Source organism: Streptomyces sp. NBC_00076 (genome assembly GCF_045041235.1).
GTDB lineage: Bacteria > Actinomycetota > Actinomycetes > Streptomycetales > Streptomycetaceae > Streptomyces.
In genome coordinates this window covers 4,013,705-4,029,067 of sequence record NZ_CP108242.1, presented here as the reverse complement: position 1 = coordinate 4,029,067, position 15,363 = coordinate 4,013,705, and the positions used below count along the sequence as shown (strand labels likewise).

At 69.2% G+C, this 15,363-nt stretch carries 14 protein-coding genes and 1 tRNA gene; 3 read left to right on the top strand and 12 right to left on the bottom strand.

Annotated elements, in window-relative coordinates:
* Positions 1-34 precede the first annotated feature (34 nt).
* The 5 genes from OHA64_RS18205 to OHA64_RS18185 form a co-directional block, all read right to left on the bottom strand.
* Positions 35-568: a GNAT family N-acetyltransferase gene (locus OHA64_RS18205; RefSeq protein WP_405614235.1), complete on the bottom strand. Its 534-nt coding sequence runs from the start codon at positions 566-568 to the stop codon at positions 35-37.
* A gap of 110 nt (positions 569-678) precedes the next feature.
* Positions 679-751: transfer RNA gene (locus OHA64_RS18200), tRNA-His, on the bottom strand.
* A 109-nt stretch (positions 752-860) separates the two neighbouring features.
* Positions 861-1,463 carry an oligoribonuclease gene (orn, locus tag OHA64_RS18195; protein ID WP_405614233.1) on the bottom strand — a complete coding sequence of 201 codons (603 nt, stop codon included), beginning with the start codon at positions 1,461-1,463 and terminating at the stop codon, positions 861-863.
* A 177-nt stretch (positions 1,464-1,640) separates the two neighbouring features.
* On the bottom strand, positions 1,641-2,912 hold the full coding sequence (locus OHA64_RS18190; RefSeq protein WP_405614231.1) for a helix-turn-helix domain-containing protein: 1,272 nt from the start codon (positions 2,910-2,912) through the stop codon (positions 1,641-1,643).
* A gap of 387 nt (positions 2,913-3,299) precedes the next feature.
* Positions 3,300-3,665, bottom strand: coding sequence for a hypothetical protein (locus OHA64_RS18185; protein WP_405614229.1), 366 nt, complete (start codon positions 3,663-3,665; stop codon positions 3,300-3,302).
* Between the two features lie 339 nt (positions 3,666-4,004).
* Between OHA64_RS18185 and OHA64_RS18180 the strand changes: the two genes are divergently transcribed.
* Together OHA64_RS18180 and OHA64_RS18175 are read left to right on the top strand one after the other, a co-directional pair.
* Positions 4,005-4,532, top strand: a complete 528-nt coding sequence (locus tag OHA64_RS18180; RefSeq protein ID WP_405614227.1) for a universal stress protein — start codon at positions 4,005-4,007, stop codon at positions 4,530-4,532.
* A gap of 184 nt (positions 4,533-4,716) precedes the next feature.
* Positions 4,717-5,280, top strand: coding sequence for a GPR1/FUN34/YaaH family transporter (locus tag OHA64_RS18175; protein ID WP_405614225.1), 564 nt, complete (start codon positions 4,717-4,719; stop codon positions 5,278-5,280).
* A 107-nt stretch (positions 5,281-5,387) separates the two neighbouring features.
* Here the strand turns inward: OHA64_RS18175 and glmS are convergent, their stop codons facing one another.
* Positions 5,388-7,205, bottom strand: coding sequence for a glutamine--fructose-6-phosphate transaminase (isomerizing) (gene glmS, locus OHA64_RS18170; RefSeq protein ID WP_405614223.1), 1,818 nt, complete (start codon positions 7,203-7,205; stop codon positions 5,388-5,390).
* A gap of 13 nt (positions 7,206-7,218) precedes the next feature.
* A complete protein-coding gene (locus tag OHA64_RS18165; protein ID WP_405614221.1) occupies positions 7,219-7,476 on the bottom strand; it encodes a hypothetical protein in 258 nt (85 codons plus the stop codon).
* Between the two features lie 186 nt (positions 7,477-7,662).
* On the opposite strand from OHA64_RS18165, the gene OHA64_RS18160 reads away from it, so the two are divergent.
* A complete protein-coding gene (locus tag OHA64_RS18160; protein ID WP_405614219.1) occupies positions 7,663-9,228 on the top strand; it encodes a fibronectin type III domain-containing protein in 1,566 nt (521 codons plus the stop codon).
* 104 nt (positions 9,229-9,332) lie between these two features.
* Here the strand turns inward: OHA64_RS18160 and OHA64_RS18155 are convergent, their stop codons facing one another.
* The 5 genes from OHA64_RS18155 to desA are packed head-to-tail and all read right to left on the bottom strand — an operon-like array spanning position 9,333 to position 15,301.
* A complete protein-coding gene (locus OHA64_RS18155) occupies positions 9,333-10,214 on the bottom strand; it encodes a DUF4429 domain-containing protein (RefSeq protein ID WP_405614217.1) in 882 nt (293 codons plus the stop codon).
* Between the two features lie 39 nt (positions 10,215-10,253).
* A complete protein-coding gene (locus OHA64_RS18150) occupies positions 10,254-12,026 on the bottom strand; it encodes an IucA/IucC family protein (protein ID WP_405614215.1) in 1,773 nt (590 codons plus the stop codon).
* Positions 12,023-12,571 carry a GNAT family N-acetyltransferase gene (locus OHA64_RS18145; protein ID WP_405614213.1) on the bottom strand — a complete coding sequence of 183 codons (549 nt, stop codon included), beginning with the start codon at positions 12,569-12,571 and terminating at the stop codon, positions 12,023-12,025. The genes OHA64_RS18150 and OHA64_RS18145 overlap by 4 nt, the downstream gene beginning before the upstream one ends.
* Entirely contained in the window at positions 12,568-13,851 is a 1,284-nt protein-coding gene (locus OHA64_RS18140) for a lysine N(6)-hydroxylase/L-ornithine N(5)-oxygenase family protein (protein ID WP_405614211.1), read from the bottom strand. Before OHA64_RS18140 ends, OHA64_RS18145 begins: the two co-directional genes overlap by 4 nt.
* The gene (desA, locus tag OHA64_RS18135; protein WP_405614209.1) at positions 13,835-15,301 is read right to left on the bottom strand and encodes a lysine decarboxylase DesA; all 1,467 of its coding nucleotides are present in this window, start codon (positions 15,299-15,301) and stop codon (positions 13,835-13,837) included. Before desA ends, OHA64_RS18140 begins: the two co-directional genes overlap by 17 nt.
* Positions 15,302-15,363 lie beyond the last annotated feature (62 nt).

Here is a 15,363-nt window from a genome sequence, read left to right as displayed (position 1 = left end):
CCGGACGGACCCCGGTGCCGCGTCCGCTGTGTCCCTAGGGGGCGTCGCCCAGGATCAGCCGCCACCGTCGCTCGCCGTTCTGCTCCTCCTCGGTCGCCGTGAGGCCGGCCGCCGCGGCGACCGAGGCGGACGCGAGGTGCTCGGGGTGGATGTGGGCGACCACCGCCCGCACCGACCGCCTCCCGAGCCACTCGACGAGCGCCCGCGCCGCCTCCGAGGCGAATCCGCGCCCCTGCCAGGGCGTCCCGATCACCCAGGCGATCTCGGCGGTGGCCCGCCCCGCGTGTCCCCGGGTGATCGTCGCCTGGACCGTGCCCACGAGGCAGTCCTCCGCGCGCGGCCGCAGTACCCAGTTGCACCACGTGACGTCCTGGTCGGGCGACCCGGCGACCAGCCGCTCGTAGCGGGTCCGCAGGGCGTCGGGGGAGTAGGGCGTGCCGCCGGTGAAGGTGTGCAGGGCCGGGTCGCTGAGGACGGTGGCCATCTCCTCGGCGTGGTCGACCCGCAGCGGGAGGAGGTCGAGGCGAGGTGCGGAGAAGGGCTCGGCCGCCACGAGGGGCTCGGTCATCGGCTGGCCCTCTTCGAGATCCGGAAGGAGTCCGGGCCGCTCGGGATGCGGGTGCCGGGAACGACATCAGCCGGTGACCTTGTTTCCAAGGCCACCGGCTGATTACCGAGGGTGAGTGACGGGACTTGAACCCGCGGCATCCTGGACCACAACCAGGTGCTCTACCAGCTGAGCTACACCCACCATGTCGGCGGTTCGGGTTTCCCCGACCGGCCGAGAAAAAGTGTACAGGCTCCGAAGGGGTGCTCGCGCCCGCCTTTCGAGGCGCCCCTTCGCGGGCCTTGGTTCCGCCCTACCGGCCGGGCAGGACGTGCTTGGCGGCGATCGTCTTCGCGGTGTCGGAGTCGGGGCCCGGCTGCGGTACGAAGACGGCCTCGCGGTAGTAGCGCAGTTCCGCGATGGACTCGCGGATGTCGGCGAGCGCGCGGTGGTTGCCGTTCTTCTTCGGACTGTTGAAGTACGCCCGCGGGTACCAGCGCCGGGCGAGCTCCTTGATGCTGGACACGTCTACGATCCGGTAGTGGAGGTAGTTCTCCAGGGTCGGCATGTCCCGGAGCAGGAAACCGCGGTCCGTGCCGACCGAGTTGCCGCACAGCGGGGCCTTGCCGGGTTCCTTCACATGCTCCCGTACGTACGTCAGGACCTGCTCCTCGGCGTCCGTGAGCGTTGTGCCGCCGGACAGTTCCGTGAGCAGTCCGGACGCGGTGTGCATCTGACGTACCACCTCCGGCATCGTCTCCAGTGCCTGGTCCGGCGGACGGACGACGATGTCCACACCCTCGCCGAGGATGTTCAGCTCGGAGTCGGTCACCAGGGCGGCCACTTCGATGAGCGCGTCGTCGGACAGCGAGAGGCCGGTCATCTCGCAGTCGATCCACACCATGCGATCGTTCATGCGACCACCCTAAGGCTGACGTCCGCTTCTGTGAGCGCCGGTACACCCGCGGCCCTCGCTGGGGGGACGGGGCGGTTGCCGGTACGGCACCGGCCGGGCAGGGCGACGTGGGCGAGCACCAGTCGGCGCCCACCCCCGCCACACCTCACATCCCGCTCAGGATCGCGTGGACCCCGCTCACATTCCGCCGCGCTGCCCCGGCAGACTCGCCCGGCTGCCCGCGTACGCCTCGCGCCCGTTCTCCGCGGACGAAGCCGACGAGGACGACGACAGCGATGCCGATGTCCCGACCGGGTTCGGTGCCGTGCGCCGGGTCTGGAGCGGAACCGGCCCGCCGCTGTCCGGGTGCAGGGGCGTCGGCGTGCCCGCCGGACCGACCTGCCCGGCCGAAAGCGCCATGCCGTCGCTGTCCACCGGCTGCCGTTCCGCCTGCGGCCTGCGGGCGCGGTACGCGGCCCGGTAGGCGGCCGGGGACGAACCCAGCTGACGGCGGAAGTGCCCGCGCAGCGCCACCGGTGAGCGGAAGCCGCAGCGCCCCGCGACCTCGTCCACCGAGTAGTCCGACGTCTCCAGCAGCCGCTGCGCCTGCAGCACCCGCTGGGTGATCAGCCACTGGAGCGGTGCGCTGCCGGTCAGCGACCGGAAGCGGCGGTCGAACGTACGGCGGCTCATGTACGCGCGCGCAGCCAGCGTCTCCACGTCGAACTGCTCGTGGAGGTGCTCCAGCGCCCACGCGACGACCTCGGCGAGCGGGTCGGCGCCGATCTCCTCTGGTAAAGATCGATCGAGATAGCGCTCCTGGCCGCCCGACCGGCGCGGCGGTACCACCAGACGCCGGGCCAGCGCGCCCGCCGCCTCGTTGCCGTGGTCCGTCCGCACGATGTGGAGACAGAGGTCGATTCCGGCCGCCGTGCCCGCGGACGTCAGCACATCGCCGTCGTCCACGAACAGTTCGCGCGGATCCACGTGCACCGACGGATAGCGCTTGGCCAGTGTCGGCGCGTACATCCAGTGTGTGGTGGCGGGCCGGCCGTCCAGCAGGCCCGCCGCCGCGAGGACGAAGGCACCGGTGCACAGCCCGACGATGCGGGCACCCTCCTCGTGGGCGCGGCGCAGCGCGTCGAGCGCCTCCTCGGGTGGCGGAGAAGTGATCGAACGCCAGGCCGGCACGACGACGGTGCCCGCTCGGGAGATCGCTTCCAAGCCATGTGGTGCGGTGAGTTCCAGGCCCCCTGTGGTCCGCAGTGGGCCGTCCTCGCCGCCGCACACCAGCAGGCGGTAGCGCGGCACGCCCGCGTCCTGGCGGTCGATCCCGAAGACCGACAGTGGTATGGAACTCTCGAAGATGGGGCCGCCGCTGAACAGCAGCACCGCGACGATCTCCTTGCGGCGTCGCCCGGAGAGTTTCCGGGCTGCGGCTTCCGGCGCGGCAGCGGAGTCGTGGCTCATACTGCTAAGCCCCCCTCGGTGGTCGCGGCACCCTTAACCTTTCGGGTCTGTCGCTCCAACACGTTTCCCCTCGGTCCTGCACGAGTCCCCCGCCGTAAGACAGTCAAGATCGAATCTACTGCGTCCCGTGGTGCCGGCGTGACCAGTTGGGCATCCGGCACATTGTCGACTTGGCAACTTGGCGTGAAGCATTCGATCACGAAGCGTTGCACTCGTGGGGCGTGCAGGGAAGTGCGCCTTGTCGCAGTGGCTAATCCACGTAGGGTGCGCAGACCCCCGAAGACCCTTTCCGTGCAGGTGGAACGGGGGTTGAGGGGTGCTTCGGCCAAGGGGTGGGCGGGGGCCAGAAGTTGGCTGAAAAGAGTCGGGCGCGTGCGCGGAAACCGGTCAGCCGACCGGTGTATTTCCCCCACTGTGACGTCCGCCTCTACGAGCCCCGGTTGCGGCCCGGTGATGACGGCCGTGCGGGCGGGCGGGCGAACGGCCATGGTGGGCGCCGCGGCGGGCCCGCTCCTCGGCGCGCATGCGAGCCGCGCCGCGCTCCGACTGGCGCAGGAGAATACGGCAGACCGCGGTCACGGCGGCCAGACCCAGGGCGGTGCCGGCGGCCCCGGCCAGCGAGCTGCCGTACCAGAGGAGGACGACGGGGACCAGGACGCAGCTGAAGGCCGCCCAGCGGACGACGTCCGTCGCGGAGTCCTGGCCGCGTGAGGACGCGCGGCGGGCCTCGGAACGGGGTCTCGGACCGGACATGCTTGCTCCCTGGGGCGTGGCTCACGGGGTTCAACGCGTGTTCGATCGATCGGTCACTGTGCGCCCGAAACGGAACGGCGTTAAGTGAATCCTGTGCAAACCGCCTGTACAGCGCAGCAACCATTGCGTTACGGGCGCCCCCTCGTGCATGCTCCCTGGAATCCCCGCGACGGGGGTCCCCCGCTCGAGCCGATCGAGAGTGGGGGAGCGGGCGGGAACTGGGCTAAGGAGGCGTGCCGCCGTACCCTTGGGGGTACGAGGTTGGGAAGATGATTCCCGGACACAGCTCCGCCGCACACTGATGTCCCATCCATAAAGGATCACAACGCCGAGACAGCCATGGCCGGTCACGAATTCTTCGAACCCGCGGACCGCAAGCGGCCCGTCGCCGATCACACGGCGGCCGAGCCCCAGGCGGCGGAAGAGTCACGTCACTCCTGCGACCCAGCGTTCAAGCACGGCGTCGTCGTGGGCTTTGACGGCTCCACCTCCAGCGAGCGCGCCCTCGCGTACGCCATCGGCATGGCCCATCGCTCCGGGTCGGGCCTGATCATCGTCCATGTCGCCAACCGGCTGCCCACCACCGTGTGGGCGGGCTGCGAGCCCCCGGTCTTCGTCGACGTACCGGACCACCGCACCGAGGTCCTCGGGCTGGAGCTCGCCTGTGCGGAGTACCTCGCCGAGGTGCCCTGGATCCTCGTCGAGCGTGGCGGCGACATCTGCCACGAGCTCGAAGAGGTGGGCCGGGAGTACGAGGCGGACGCGATCGTCGTCGGCTCCACCCATGGCCTCGTCGGACGCCTCTTCGGGTCCGTGGCGGGGCGGCTCGCCAAGCGGGCGAAGCGGCCCGTGGTGGTCATCCCGTAGCCGTCCGCGCCTGGTTGTCGTTGTCAATCCGTAACTCGTCGTTGTCCCAGGTGAGATGCGTCCTGGGTACCGGCAACTCCCTTTGTGCGCCGCCCGAATCTACTCGCGCGTAGATGTGTTTGTGCCCTTGTGAAGGGCATATACCGGTCACCGCACAACCGCATATGCATGAAGGGAGCCCGCCGTGGACAACGACGTCTCTGCGGGAAGTACCACCACGATCGTCGGCCGACTCGCGCTCGGCATCACCCTGTTGGCCTTCGGCCTCGGCAACTCCGGTCTGATCGACGGCGTGACGGCGGCTGACGCCGTATCACTGGCCCACTACGTAGGCGGCGTTGCGCTCTTCGTCGCCGGTCTGTTCGCGTTCCGCGACCGTGACACCGTCACCGGTACGGCCTTCTCCGCACTCGGCGCGCTCTGGTTCACCTGGGCGGTCTCCGCCGGCGGCCAGGCCTCCGACAACGCGGCCGGACTGTTCCTGCTGCTGTTCGCGCTGGTGGTGCTGTCCCTCACCGTGGCCGTCGGCGACCCGCTCGCCAAGGGCACGTACGGGCTGTTCCTGGTCTCCCTGGTCCTGTTGGCCATCGCCGGCTTCGCCGACAACGACGGTCTCGCCAAGGTCGGCGGCTGGTTCGCCGTGGCGGCGGGCGCGGTGGCCTGGTACGCGGCGACGGCCGCGCTGGCCCAGTGGCCGACCGCCCTCCCGCGACGCGCGGCCCGCCGGGGAGTGACGGTCGCCGGTTAACCGCGTAGGCCGGGGGTTGGGCGGCCCCCGGCGTTGAGAACGGACCCCCCGTGACTGTGGCGTCACGTGGGGGTCCGTCGCGTTTCTCCGGCAGCGGGGGCCCGCTGCTACTCCACCGTCACCGACTTCGCGAGGTTCCTCGGCTTGTCGATGTCCCTGCCCAGGGACAACGCCGTGTGGTAGGCGAGGAGTTGGAGGGGGATGCCCATCAGGATCGGGTCCAGTTCGGCCTCGTTCTTCGGGACCACGATGGTCTGGTCGGCCTTCTCCTGGCACTCGTGGGCCACCGCGAGGATCCGGCCGCTGCGGGCCTTGATCTCCTCCAGGGCGGCACGGTTCTTCTCCAGCAGGTCGTCGTCCGGGACGATCGCGACGGTCGGCAGGGCGGGCTCGATGAGGGCCAGCGGGCCGTGCTTGAGCTCGGAGGCCGGGTAGGCCTCGGCGTGGATGTACGAGACCTCCTTGAGCTTCAGCGAGGCCTCACGGGCCACCGGGTAGCCCCGGACGCGGCCGATGAAGAGCATCGAGCGGGCCTCGGCGTACTCCTCGGCCAGCTTCCTGATCTCGTCCTCCTGCTCCAGGATCTCGGTGATCTGCCCGGGCAGCTTCCGCAGGCCCTCGATGATCCGCTTGCCGTCCCGGACGGAGAGGTCGCGGGTGCGGCCCAGGTGCAGGGCGAGCAGGGCGAAGGCGACGGTCGTGTTCGTGAAGCACTTCGTCGACACCACGCAGACCTCGGGACCGGCGTGCACGTAGATGCCGCCGTCCGCCTCGCGGGCGATCGCCGAGCCGACCACGTTGACGACACCCAGGACCCGCGCGCCCTTGCGCTTCAGCTCCTGGACGGCCGCCAGCACGTCGTACGTCTCACCGGACTGGGAGACGGCGACGTACAGCGTGTCGGGGTCGACGACCGCGTTGCGGTAGCGGAACTCGGACGCCGGCTCGGCGTCGGCGGGGATGCGGGCCAGCTCCTCGATCATCTGGGCGCCGATCATGCCCGCGTGGTAGGAGGTGCCGCAGCCCAGGATCTTCACGCGGCGGATCTGGCGCGCCTCGCGGGCGTCCAGGTTCAGGCCGCCGAGACGCACGGTGGAGAAGCGGTCGTCGATGCGGCCGCGCAGCACGCGGTCCACGGCGTCGGCCTGCTCGTGGATCTCCTTGTGCATGTAGGTGTCGTGGCCGCCCATGTCGTAGGAGGCGGCCTCCCACTCCACGGTGGTCGGCTCGGCGGTGGTCCGGGTGCCCTCGGTGGTGTACGTGCGGAAGTCGTCGGCCTTGAGGGTGGCCATCTCGCCGTCGTCCAGCGTCACGATCTGGCGGGTGTGGGCGACCAGGGCGGCGATGTCCGAGGCGACGAACATCTCCTTCTCGCCGATGCCGAGGACGACCGGGGAGCCGTTACGGGCCACCACGATCCGGTCCGGGAAGTCGGCGTGCAGGACGGCGATGCCGTACGTGCCCTCGATGACCCGGAGGGTCTCGCGGACCCTGTCCTCCAGCTTCGCGCCCTGGGCGCGGGCGATGAGGTGGACCAGGACCTCCGTGTCGGTCTCGGAGAGGAACTCGACGCCGTCCGCCTCCAGCTTGCGGCGCAGGTCGGCGGCGTTGTCGATGATGCCGTTGTGGACGACGGCGACCTTGCCCTCGGCGTCCAGGTGCGGGTGCGCGTTCACGTCGGAGGGGGCGCCGTGCGTGGCCCAGCGGGTGTGCGCGATGCCGGTCGTGCCCTTGAAGCGCGCCGGGACCTTGGCCTCCAGGTCACGGACCCGGCCCTTGGCCTTGACCATCTTCAGGCCGGACGTCTTCGGGGAGGTGACGACGATGCCCGCCGAGTCGTAGCCGCGGTACTCCAGGCGCTGCAGGCCCTCCAGGAGCAGCGGAGCCACGTCACGCTTCCCGATGTATCCCACGATTCCGCACATACAGGTGTGTCCCTCAGCCGTAGACGATGCGGCGCAGCTGCCTGAGCGTGAGCTCCGGCGGTGCCACCGCGCGGTATTTGAGATCCGCCAGGATCCGTTCGAAGATCTCCGCGTTCACCAGGCCCCGGGCCTGCAACTCGCGGTGGCGGCGACGGACGTGTTCCTCGGTCGTCTCGTCGAAGTAGGCGAGCACGTCCTGGATCACACGCAGCGCCTCGCCCCGGTTGAGGGGCGTGGACCGCGCCAGATGATCAACGAGTTCCTCGTGCACTCGGTAGATCCTGAGGTACCGACGACCGTTTCGCAAGAATTCTGCCCGATTTCGGGCACGTGTCCGTGGGGGATCTTTGGGTGAACGTTGAATCTGTCATGAGGACCTGTTCGTGCGTCGTCCATCCGGCGTCTTGCGACTTGTCGCCTGAGGGGACGAGTTTCAGACGTCATGGACATTCCTCGCATGGGCGTACCCGAGCAGCTCGCCGCACGCATGAACATGGCCGAGCAGCACGAGTACCTGCGCAACAGATTCTCCCGACGCACGATGATCAGGGGCGGCGCCGTCACGCTGGGCGCCGTCGCGGGTGGCGCGTTCGTACCGGGTGCCACCGCACAGGCCGCCGTTCCGACCCGGGCCGACACCCCGGCCGCCGCGACGGTCGACGGCGCCCTGGTCGCCCCCTTCGGCCGCCACCTCGCCTACGGCAACGACGCCAGCACGGAGATGACCGTCTCCTGGCAGGTCCCGGTCGCGGTGAAGAAGCCCTTCATCCGCATCGGCGCCCACCCCTGGGACCTCTCCCGCAAGATCGAGGCCGAGGTGCGCACCCTGTACACCCCGGCCGGTGTCGGTGCCAGCGGCAACCACACCCAGTACTACGTGCACGCCAAGCTGACCCACCTCAAGCCCGGCAGGACGTACTACTACGGCGTCGGGCACCAGGGCTTCGACCCCGCCGAGCCGCACCTGCTCGGCACCCTCGGCACCTTCACCACGGCCCCCGCCCACAAGAAGCCGTTCACCTTCACGGCCTTCGGCGACCAGGGCGTCAGCTACCACGCGCTGGCCAACGACGCCCTGATCCTGGGCCAGAACCCGGCCTTCCACCTGCACGCCGGCGACATCGCCTACGGTGACCCGACGGGCCAGGGCCAGGCGTCCGACACGGGCTTCGACTCGCGCACCTGGGACCAGTTCCTCGCCCAGACCGAGTCGGTCGCCAAGTCCGTGCCGTGGATGGTCAGCTACGGCAACCACGACATGGAGGCCTGGTACTCGCCCAACGGCTACGGCGGCGAGGAGGCCCGCTTCACGCTCCCCGACAACGGGCCGGACAAGGCGAACCTGCCGGGCGTGTACTCCTTCGTCCACGGCAACACGGCGATCATCTCGCTGGACCCCAACGACGTCTCCTTCGAGATCCCCGCCAACCTCGGCATCTCGGGCGGCACCCAGACCAAGTGGCTGGAGGCGCAGCTCAAGAAGTACCGTGCCTCCCAGGACATCGACTTCGTCGTCGTCTTCTTCCACCACTGTGCCTACTGCACCTCCACCTCGCACGCCTCGGAGGGGGGCGTGCGCCAGGAGTGGGTGCCGCTGTTCGAGAAGTACACCGTCGACCTGGTGATCAACGGCCACAACCACCAGTACGAGCGCACCGACGTCATCAAGGCGGGCGCGGTCACCAAGAAGCTCCCGATCGGCGGCACGGCGTACCCCGAGACCGACGGCGTGGTGTACGTGACGGCGGGTGCGGCCGGCCGCAGCCTCTACGCGTTCAGCGCCCCGCTGTCGTACGAGGGGCACGAGAACGAGGTCGAGTCCGTGTCCTCGTTCATCAACGTCAAGGGCGGCAAGCAGAACGAGACCGTCACCTGGTCCCGGGTGCGCTACCTCGACTACTCCTTCCTGCGCGTGGACGTCACCCCGGCCGCCAAGGGCCGCACGGCCACGCTGACGGTACGGGGCATCGCCGAGAGCGGCGAGCAGGTCGACCACTTCACGGTGGCGCGCAAGGCCAAGTAGGGCCGTACGCGCGGTTCGTGTGCCCGGTAGGTGCCGGCAGGTGCCCGGAAGTCCGGGCTCACGCCCGGTGACAGTCCCCGGCAGGCGGTCCTCGACCCGGATGACTACATCCGCTTGAGGATCGCCTGCTTCGCCGTCACGAACTCCTCGTCCGTCAGCACGCCCGCGCGGTGCAGCTCACCGAGCTCGCGCAGCCGCCGCAGCACCGCGTCCTGCTCGTGCTCGGCGGCGGGCGCGGGCACGGCGAGCGCTCCGGGCCCCGGCGGCCCGCCGTCCTCCCCTCGGGTCGCCGGATGCGGCAGCCGGGCCTGGACGGCCGCCGCTACGAGGGCCATCAGCGGGTCCTTGCGGAAGTTCCACAGCTCCACGGCGTTCGGGTCGTACTTCGGCGGGGCCTTGCCGGGGGAGTTCTTCACGGTGAAGCGGAGACAGCCGTTCTCCAGGCCGGCCGCGGGATGCCACTCCACGGCGGTCAGGTCGGTGACCGCGAGGACGCGCGGGCCCGCGGTGGCCTTCGCGTCCTCCGTCTTCCAGTTCCACTCCAGGCGGATCTGCGCGCCGTCGAAGCTCGCGGTGCCGTCCCCGGCGGACACCGAGATGGGGACGGCCGGGCCCGGCAGCAGGTACCTGTCCACCGGGGCGGACGGCACCTGGTCCAGCAGCAGCGCGCCCCGCACCTCGTCGACGAAGTACTCGGCGACGCCGTAGCGGTCGGACTCGACGATCAGCTGGTACGGGTCGTGCGGTTCGCCGAGCCGGCCGCCGGTCGCGAGCAGCAGCGGATCGGAGCCGTCCCGCAGCCGCAGCCTCAACCGGCCGGCCCGCTTCCCCTGTTCGAACGAGACACCCGCCAACGCGCTCAGCGGGACGACGAGTTCACCCAGCGTCCGGCGGAGAAGGCTGACGTTCTTGTCCCTCCCCGGAGTCAGCCGCAGGGCGTCGCCGTCGAAGACCCACGTCCCGTCCTTCTGGATGATTTCCGCCATGAGGCAGATTGTTCCACCGCACTCCGGCGTGGGTGCCCGTCACAGCCCGGCGAGGGGGTTCTCCAGGTTGCCGACCAGCTGGAGCGCGCCCGAGGGATCCGCCAGGTCCACCATCTGCTTGTTGTTGCGCAGCTGGAGCCGGTTGAGGCAGGACAGGGCGAACTCGGGGGCGAACATGTCGTACCGCTCGAACTTGTCGGCGAGTTCGGGCACCGAACGCTGGTAGTCGCGGGTCACCTCGGCGACCGTCCGCCAGAAGTCCTCCTCCTCCAGGATCCCCTCGGTGGCGAGGTTCGCCGCGAGGAAGCGGAAGAAGCAGTCGAAGACGTCCGTGAAGATCGACAGGAGCTTCTTGTCCTCCGGGACCTCGACGCGCAGCCGCTCGACCGTCGGCGGCAGTACCGCGTCCGGGTCCATCACCGCGATCTCCTCGGCGATGTCCTTGTAGATCGCGCGCTGGACCACGCCGTCCTTCAGGACCAGGATGACGTTCTCGCCGTGCGGCATGTAGACCAGGTCGTAGGCGTAGAAGCTGTGCAGCAGCGGGGTGTAGTAGGCCCGCAGATAGCGGCGCAACCACTGGGTCGGTGCCAGTCCGGACCGCTCGATCAGGGCACCCGCGAAGGACGCGCCCTCGTGGTCCACATGGACGAGGGAGGCCATGGTGGCGAGGGACTCGCCGTCCTGGAGCGAGCCGACCGGGCTCTCCCGCCACAGCGCGGCGAGCATCTTGCGGTACGGCGAGTAGCGGTCGGTGGCCGCCTCGTACTCCAGGTGCCGGTAGCCGACGGCCGCCCGCTCCCGGATGATGGACAGGCCCGTGTCCTTCAGCACCGGGTCGTTGTCGATGAGCTGGGCCAGCCAGTCGTTGATCGCCGGGGTCGCCTCCATGTAGGCGGCCGAGAGCCCGCGCATGAAGCCCATGTTGAGGACGGACAGGGCCGTCTTCACATAGTGCTTCTCGGGGTGGGAGCTGTTGAAGAAGGTCCGGATGGACTGCTGGGCCAGGTACTCGTCGTCGCCCTCGCCCAGGCAGACGAGATGGCCACGGGCGACCTCGGCGGCGAAGGTGACCGCGAGCTTGTTCCACCACTGCCAGGGGTGGACGGGTATGAGGAGGTAGTCGGCCGGGTCGAGGCCGCGGTCCCGCAGGACGCCGTCGAACCGCTCGACGGTCTCGTCCCCCAGCTCGTCCCGTACGAAGGACTCGTACTTGATCCCGATCCCCGCCGTGAACGCCGCCCGCGAGCGGTGCGCGGCCAGCCACACCAGGCGGACCGGGCTCGCGGTCTCGGGGGCGTACGACAGGTACTCGTGGATCCCGAAGCCCAGCCGCCCGTTGTTGGCGACGAAGCAGGGGTGGCCCTCGGTCATTCCCGTCTCGATCTCCTGGAAGCCGCTGTTCACCAGCTCGGCGACCGGGATCTGCGGCTTGGTGAGCTTGAAGCAGGTGCCGGAGAGGGTGGAGGAGATCTCCTCCAGGTAGACCGGGAGGATCTCGTCGCTCAGGCCCAGCGTCTGCTTCAGCTCGATGAAGAAGTCCAGTGCGGCGAGGGGGAGTTCGGCGCCGTCCCGGGTGCGGGTGATGGAGCCGGCGTCCACCTGCCAGTGGTCGAGGGCGTGGCGGGCCGCGCTGAAGCGGTAGCACGTCAGGCCGTCGTCGCTGCGGATCTCGAAGTCGCCGTCGGCGGTGGCCTTCGGCGTGACGATCCGTTCGTGGGCGAACTCGGCGAGGGCCTTGCGGATGAGCAGGCGGTTGGCCTTCTCCCAGCGCTCGGGGGAGAGGTGGGCCACGGAGTCGGCGAGGGTCATGCGGACACCCCCGTCGCGAGAAGGCTGGGCTTCTTCTTGAAGAATTGCTCTCGGGTGCAGAAGCTCAGCAACGCCTTCTTCTCCGGCTTCTGGATCTCGCGCGCGGGCACGAATCCGACGGCTTCGTTCAGGGCGTGGACGGCCTTGTTGGTCATGTCCGGCTCGACGACGACACGCTCGGTCGCCGGGTCCTCGAAGAGGCGGGCCATGACGGCGGTGATGACCGACTTGGTGAATCCGTGCACGGGCCGGTCGGTGGCAGGCGCCAGGAAGTGCATCCCGACGTCACCGGGCAACGGCTCGTACAGGCCGACCAGTTCACGGTGCCGGGGGTCGTAGTACTCCATCAGGAAGGCCGGTTCGCCGTCCTGGAGCCCGAGCAGCGCGTGCTGGTGCTCATCGGCCGTGATCTCCATGTAGGCCCGCTCGATGTCCACCAGTTTCGCGTCCTGCATCATCCAGTAGGCCGCCTTGGGGTGGGTGAGCCAGGAATGCAGGAGCTCGGCGTCCTTCAGGGGGTCGACGGGGCGGAAGGCGAAGGTCATACGGCGAACTCCTGGAACGCGATGGACTTCTCGACCGGGTAGTGCTCGCCGCCGGTCAGCTCACGGATGATGTAGCTGTTGCGGTACGCGCCCATGCCCAGGTCGGGGCTGGTGATGCTGTGTGTGTGGACGCCGGCGTTCTGCAGGAACACGCCCCGGCCGGTGACGTCGATCGCGTAGTTGCGGGCGATGTCGTAGTTGCCGTGGGAGTCGTAGCGCAGCCGGTCGCGGACGGGCTTGAGGAACTCGGGCTCGGCGTATTTGTAGCCGGTGGCCAGGACCAGGCCCTGGGTGTCGAGCTCGTAGTCCTTCTCCTGCTCCTCGTGGCGCAGTCCCAGCGTGTACGTGCCGTTCTCGTACCGGGCGCTGTTCAGCGACGAGTTGGTGAGCAGCCGGGTGGGCACCGGACCGCCGAGGTTCTTCTGGTACAGCAGGTCGAAGATCTCGTTGATGAGGTCACCGTCGATGCCCTTGAACAGGCCCTTCTGCTCGCTGGTGAGGCGGTAGCGGGTCTGTTCCGGCAGTGCGTGGAAGTAGTCGACGTACTCCGGGGAGGTCATCTCCAGCGTGAGTTTCGTGTACTCCAGCGGGAAGAAGCGCGGGGAACGGGTGACCCAGTTCAGCCGGTAGCCGTGCACGTCGATCTCGCTGAGGAGGTCGTAGTAGATCTCGGCGGCGGACTGTCCGGAGCCCACCAGCGTGATCGACTCCTTGCGCTGGAGCTCCGCCCGGTGCTCCCGATAGCGGGAGTTGTGGACGAAGTCGCCGCCCAGGCCCTGGCAGGCCTCCGGCACGTAGGGCGGGGTGCCGGTGCCGAGGACCAGGTGGCGGGCGCGGTACACGTCGCCGGCCGTGGTCCGCACGACGTACAGCTCGGCGCCCTCGTCGTACGTCACGTCGGAGACCGTCGTGCCGAAGCGGACGCTGCTCAGTTTGTTCGCGGCCCAGCGGCAGTAGTCGTCGTACTCGACGCGCAGCGGGTAGAAGTTCTCGCGGATGTAGAACGAGTACAGCCGCCCCTTCTCCTTCAGGTAGTTGAGGAAGGAGTACGGCGAGGTCGGATCGGCGAGGGTGACCAGGTCCGACATGAACGGGGTCTGGAGGTGGGCGCCGTCCAGGAACATGCCGGAGTGCCATTCGAAGTCGGGCTTCGACTCCAGGAAGACGCCGTCGAGTTCGTCGATGGGCTCGGTGAGGCAGGCCAGGCCGAGATTGAACGGACCGAGCCCGATCCCCACGAAGTCATGGGTTCCGGTCGGGTTTTCAGGACGCGCGGTCAAGGGACTCTCCCAGGTACTGCTCGGCGTGGCCGGCGATCAGGTCGAGTACGGCGGCCATGTCGTCGACCGTCGTCTCGGGGTTGAGCAGGGTGAACTTCAGGAAGTGGCGGGCGCCCACCTTGGTGCCCGCGACCACCGCGTCGCCGGAGGCGAACAGGGCCTTGCGGGCGTACAGGTTGGCGCGGTCGATCTCGGACGGGTCGGTGACGGCGGCCGGGATGTAGCGGAAGACCAGGGTGGAGAGGGTCGGCTCGACCACGACGTCGAAGCGCGGGTCGGCGGCCAGCAGTTTCCAGCCCTCCACCGCCAGGTCGCAGACCTCGTCGAAGAGCTGCCCGATGCCGTCGGCGCCCATCACCCGCAGGGTCATCCACAGCTTGAGAGCGTCGAAGCGACGGGTGGTCTGGAGGGACTTGTCGACCTGGTTGGGGATGCGTTCGTGCACCATGCGGCGCGGGTTGAGGTACTCCGCGTGATAGGTGGCGTGCCGCAGGGTGCTCGCGTCCCGGACCAGGACGGCCGACGAACTCACCGGCTGGAAGAAGGACTTGTGGTAGTCGACGGTGACCGAGTCGGCGCGCTCGATGCCGTCGATACGGTCCCGGTGCTTCACGGAGGCGAGCAGTCCGCAGCCGTAGGCGGCGTCGACGTGCATCCACACGCCGTACTGCTCGCACAGTTCGGCGATCTCAGGGAGCGGGTCGATGGAGCCGAAGTCGGTGGTGCCGGCGGTGGCGACGACGGCCATGGGGACGAGGCCGTCCCGCACGCAGCGCTCCAGCTCCTGGGCGAGCGCGACGGTCTGCATGCGCTTGTCGTCGCCGACGGGGATCGACACGACGGCGTCCTGGCTCAGGCCGAGCAGTTTCGCGGACTTCTTCACGCTGAAGTGGCTGACCTCGGAGGCGAACACGCGCAGTTTGGAGAAGGAGTCCGCGGCTTCCCGCCCTTCCCGGCCAGGCTTGGCCTCCTCACGGGCGAGCAGCAGCGCCTGGAGGTTGGACTGGGTGCCGCCGGAGGTGAACACGCCGTCGGCGTTCTCTCCGAGCCCGATGCGTGCGGTCGTCCAGTCGATGAGCTTGCGCTCGATGAGCGTGCCGCCGGCCGACTGGTCCCAGGTGTCCAGGGAGGAGTTGACGGCGGAGAGGATCGCCTCGCCGAGCACGGCCGGGATGACGACCGGGCAGTTGAGGTGGGCGAGGTAGCGGGGGTGGTGGAAGTAGACCGCGTCCCGGAGGTAGACGTCCTCCAGTTCGTCGAGCACCGCGGTGGTGTCGTGCAGCGGACGGTCGAGGTCGATCTCGTCGATGCGGGAGGAGAGGGCGTCGACCGTGACGCCGGTGAACGGACGGGAGGTGGTGGCGAGTTTGGCCGCCACCCGCTCGATTCCTTCGGTCGCGGAGCGACGGTAGTGCTCCGCGGTCGTGTCGTTGAGCAGGTGCGAGCGCATTGCGGGTCCTCCGGTGGGGACGGTCCGTGGGGGCGGGGGAGCAGGGCGGGGCCTCGGCTTCA

Bases quoted from the DNA above. Each gene is read 5' to 3' on its own strand.
- orn (WP_405614233.1), bottom strand. From the start codon at position 1,463: ATGAACGATCGCATGGTGTGGATCGACTGCGAGATGACCGGCCTCTCG.
- OHA64_RS18160 (WP_405614219.1), top strand. From the start codon at position 7,663: ATGGGCGTACCCGAGCAGCTCGCCGCACGCATGAACATGGCCGAGCAG.
- OHA64_RS18190 (WP_405614231.1), bottom strand. From the start codon at position 2,912: ATGAGCCACGACTCCGCTGCCGCGCCGGAAGCCGCAGCCCGGAAACTC.
- OHA64_RS18155 (WP_405614217.1), bottom strand. From the start codon at position 10,214: ATGGCGGAAATCATCCAGAAGGACGGGACGTGGGTCTTCGACGGCGAC.
- OHA64_RS18205 (WP_405614235.1), bottom strand. From the start codon at position 568: ATGACCGAGCCCCTCGTGGCGGCCGAGCCCTTCTCCGCACCTCGCCTC.
- OHA64_RS18145 (WP_405614213.1), bottom strand. From the start codon at position 12,571: ATGACCTTCGCCTTCCGCCCCGTCGACCCCCTGAAGGACGCCGAGCTC.
- desA (WP_405614209.1), bottom strand. From the start codon at position 15,301: ATGCGCTCGCACCTGCTCAACGACACGACCGCGGAGCACTACCGTCGC.
- glmS (WP_405614223.1), bottom strand. From the start codon at position 7,205: ATGTGCGGAATCGTGGGATACATCGGGAAGCGTGACGTGGCTCCGCTG.
- OHA64_RS18180 (WP_405614227.1), top strand. From the start codon at position 4,005: ATGGCCGGTCACGAATTCTTCGAACCCGCGGACCGCAAGCGGCCCGTC.
- OHA64_RS18185 (WP_405614229.1), bottom strand. From the start codon at position 3,665: ATGTCCGGTCCGAGACCCCGTTCCGAGGCCCGCCGCGCGTCCTCACGC.
- OHA64_RS18150 (WP_405614215.1), bottom strand. From the start codon at position 12,026: ATGACCCTCGCCGACTCCGTGGCCCACCTCTCCCCCGAGCGCTGGGAG.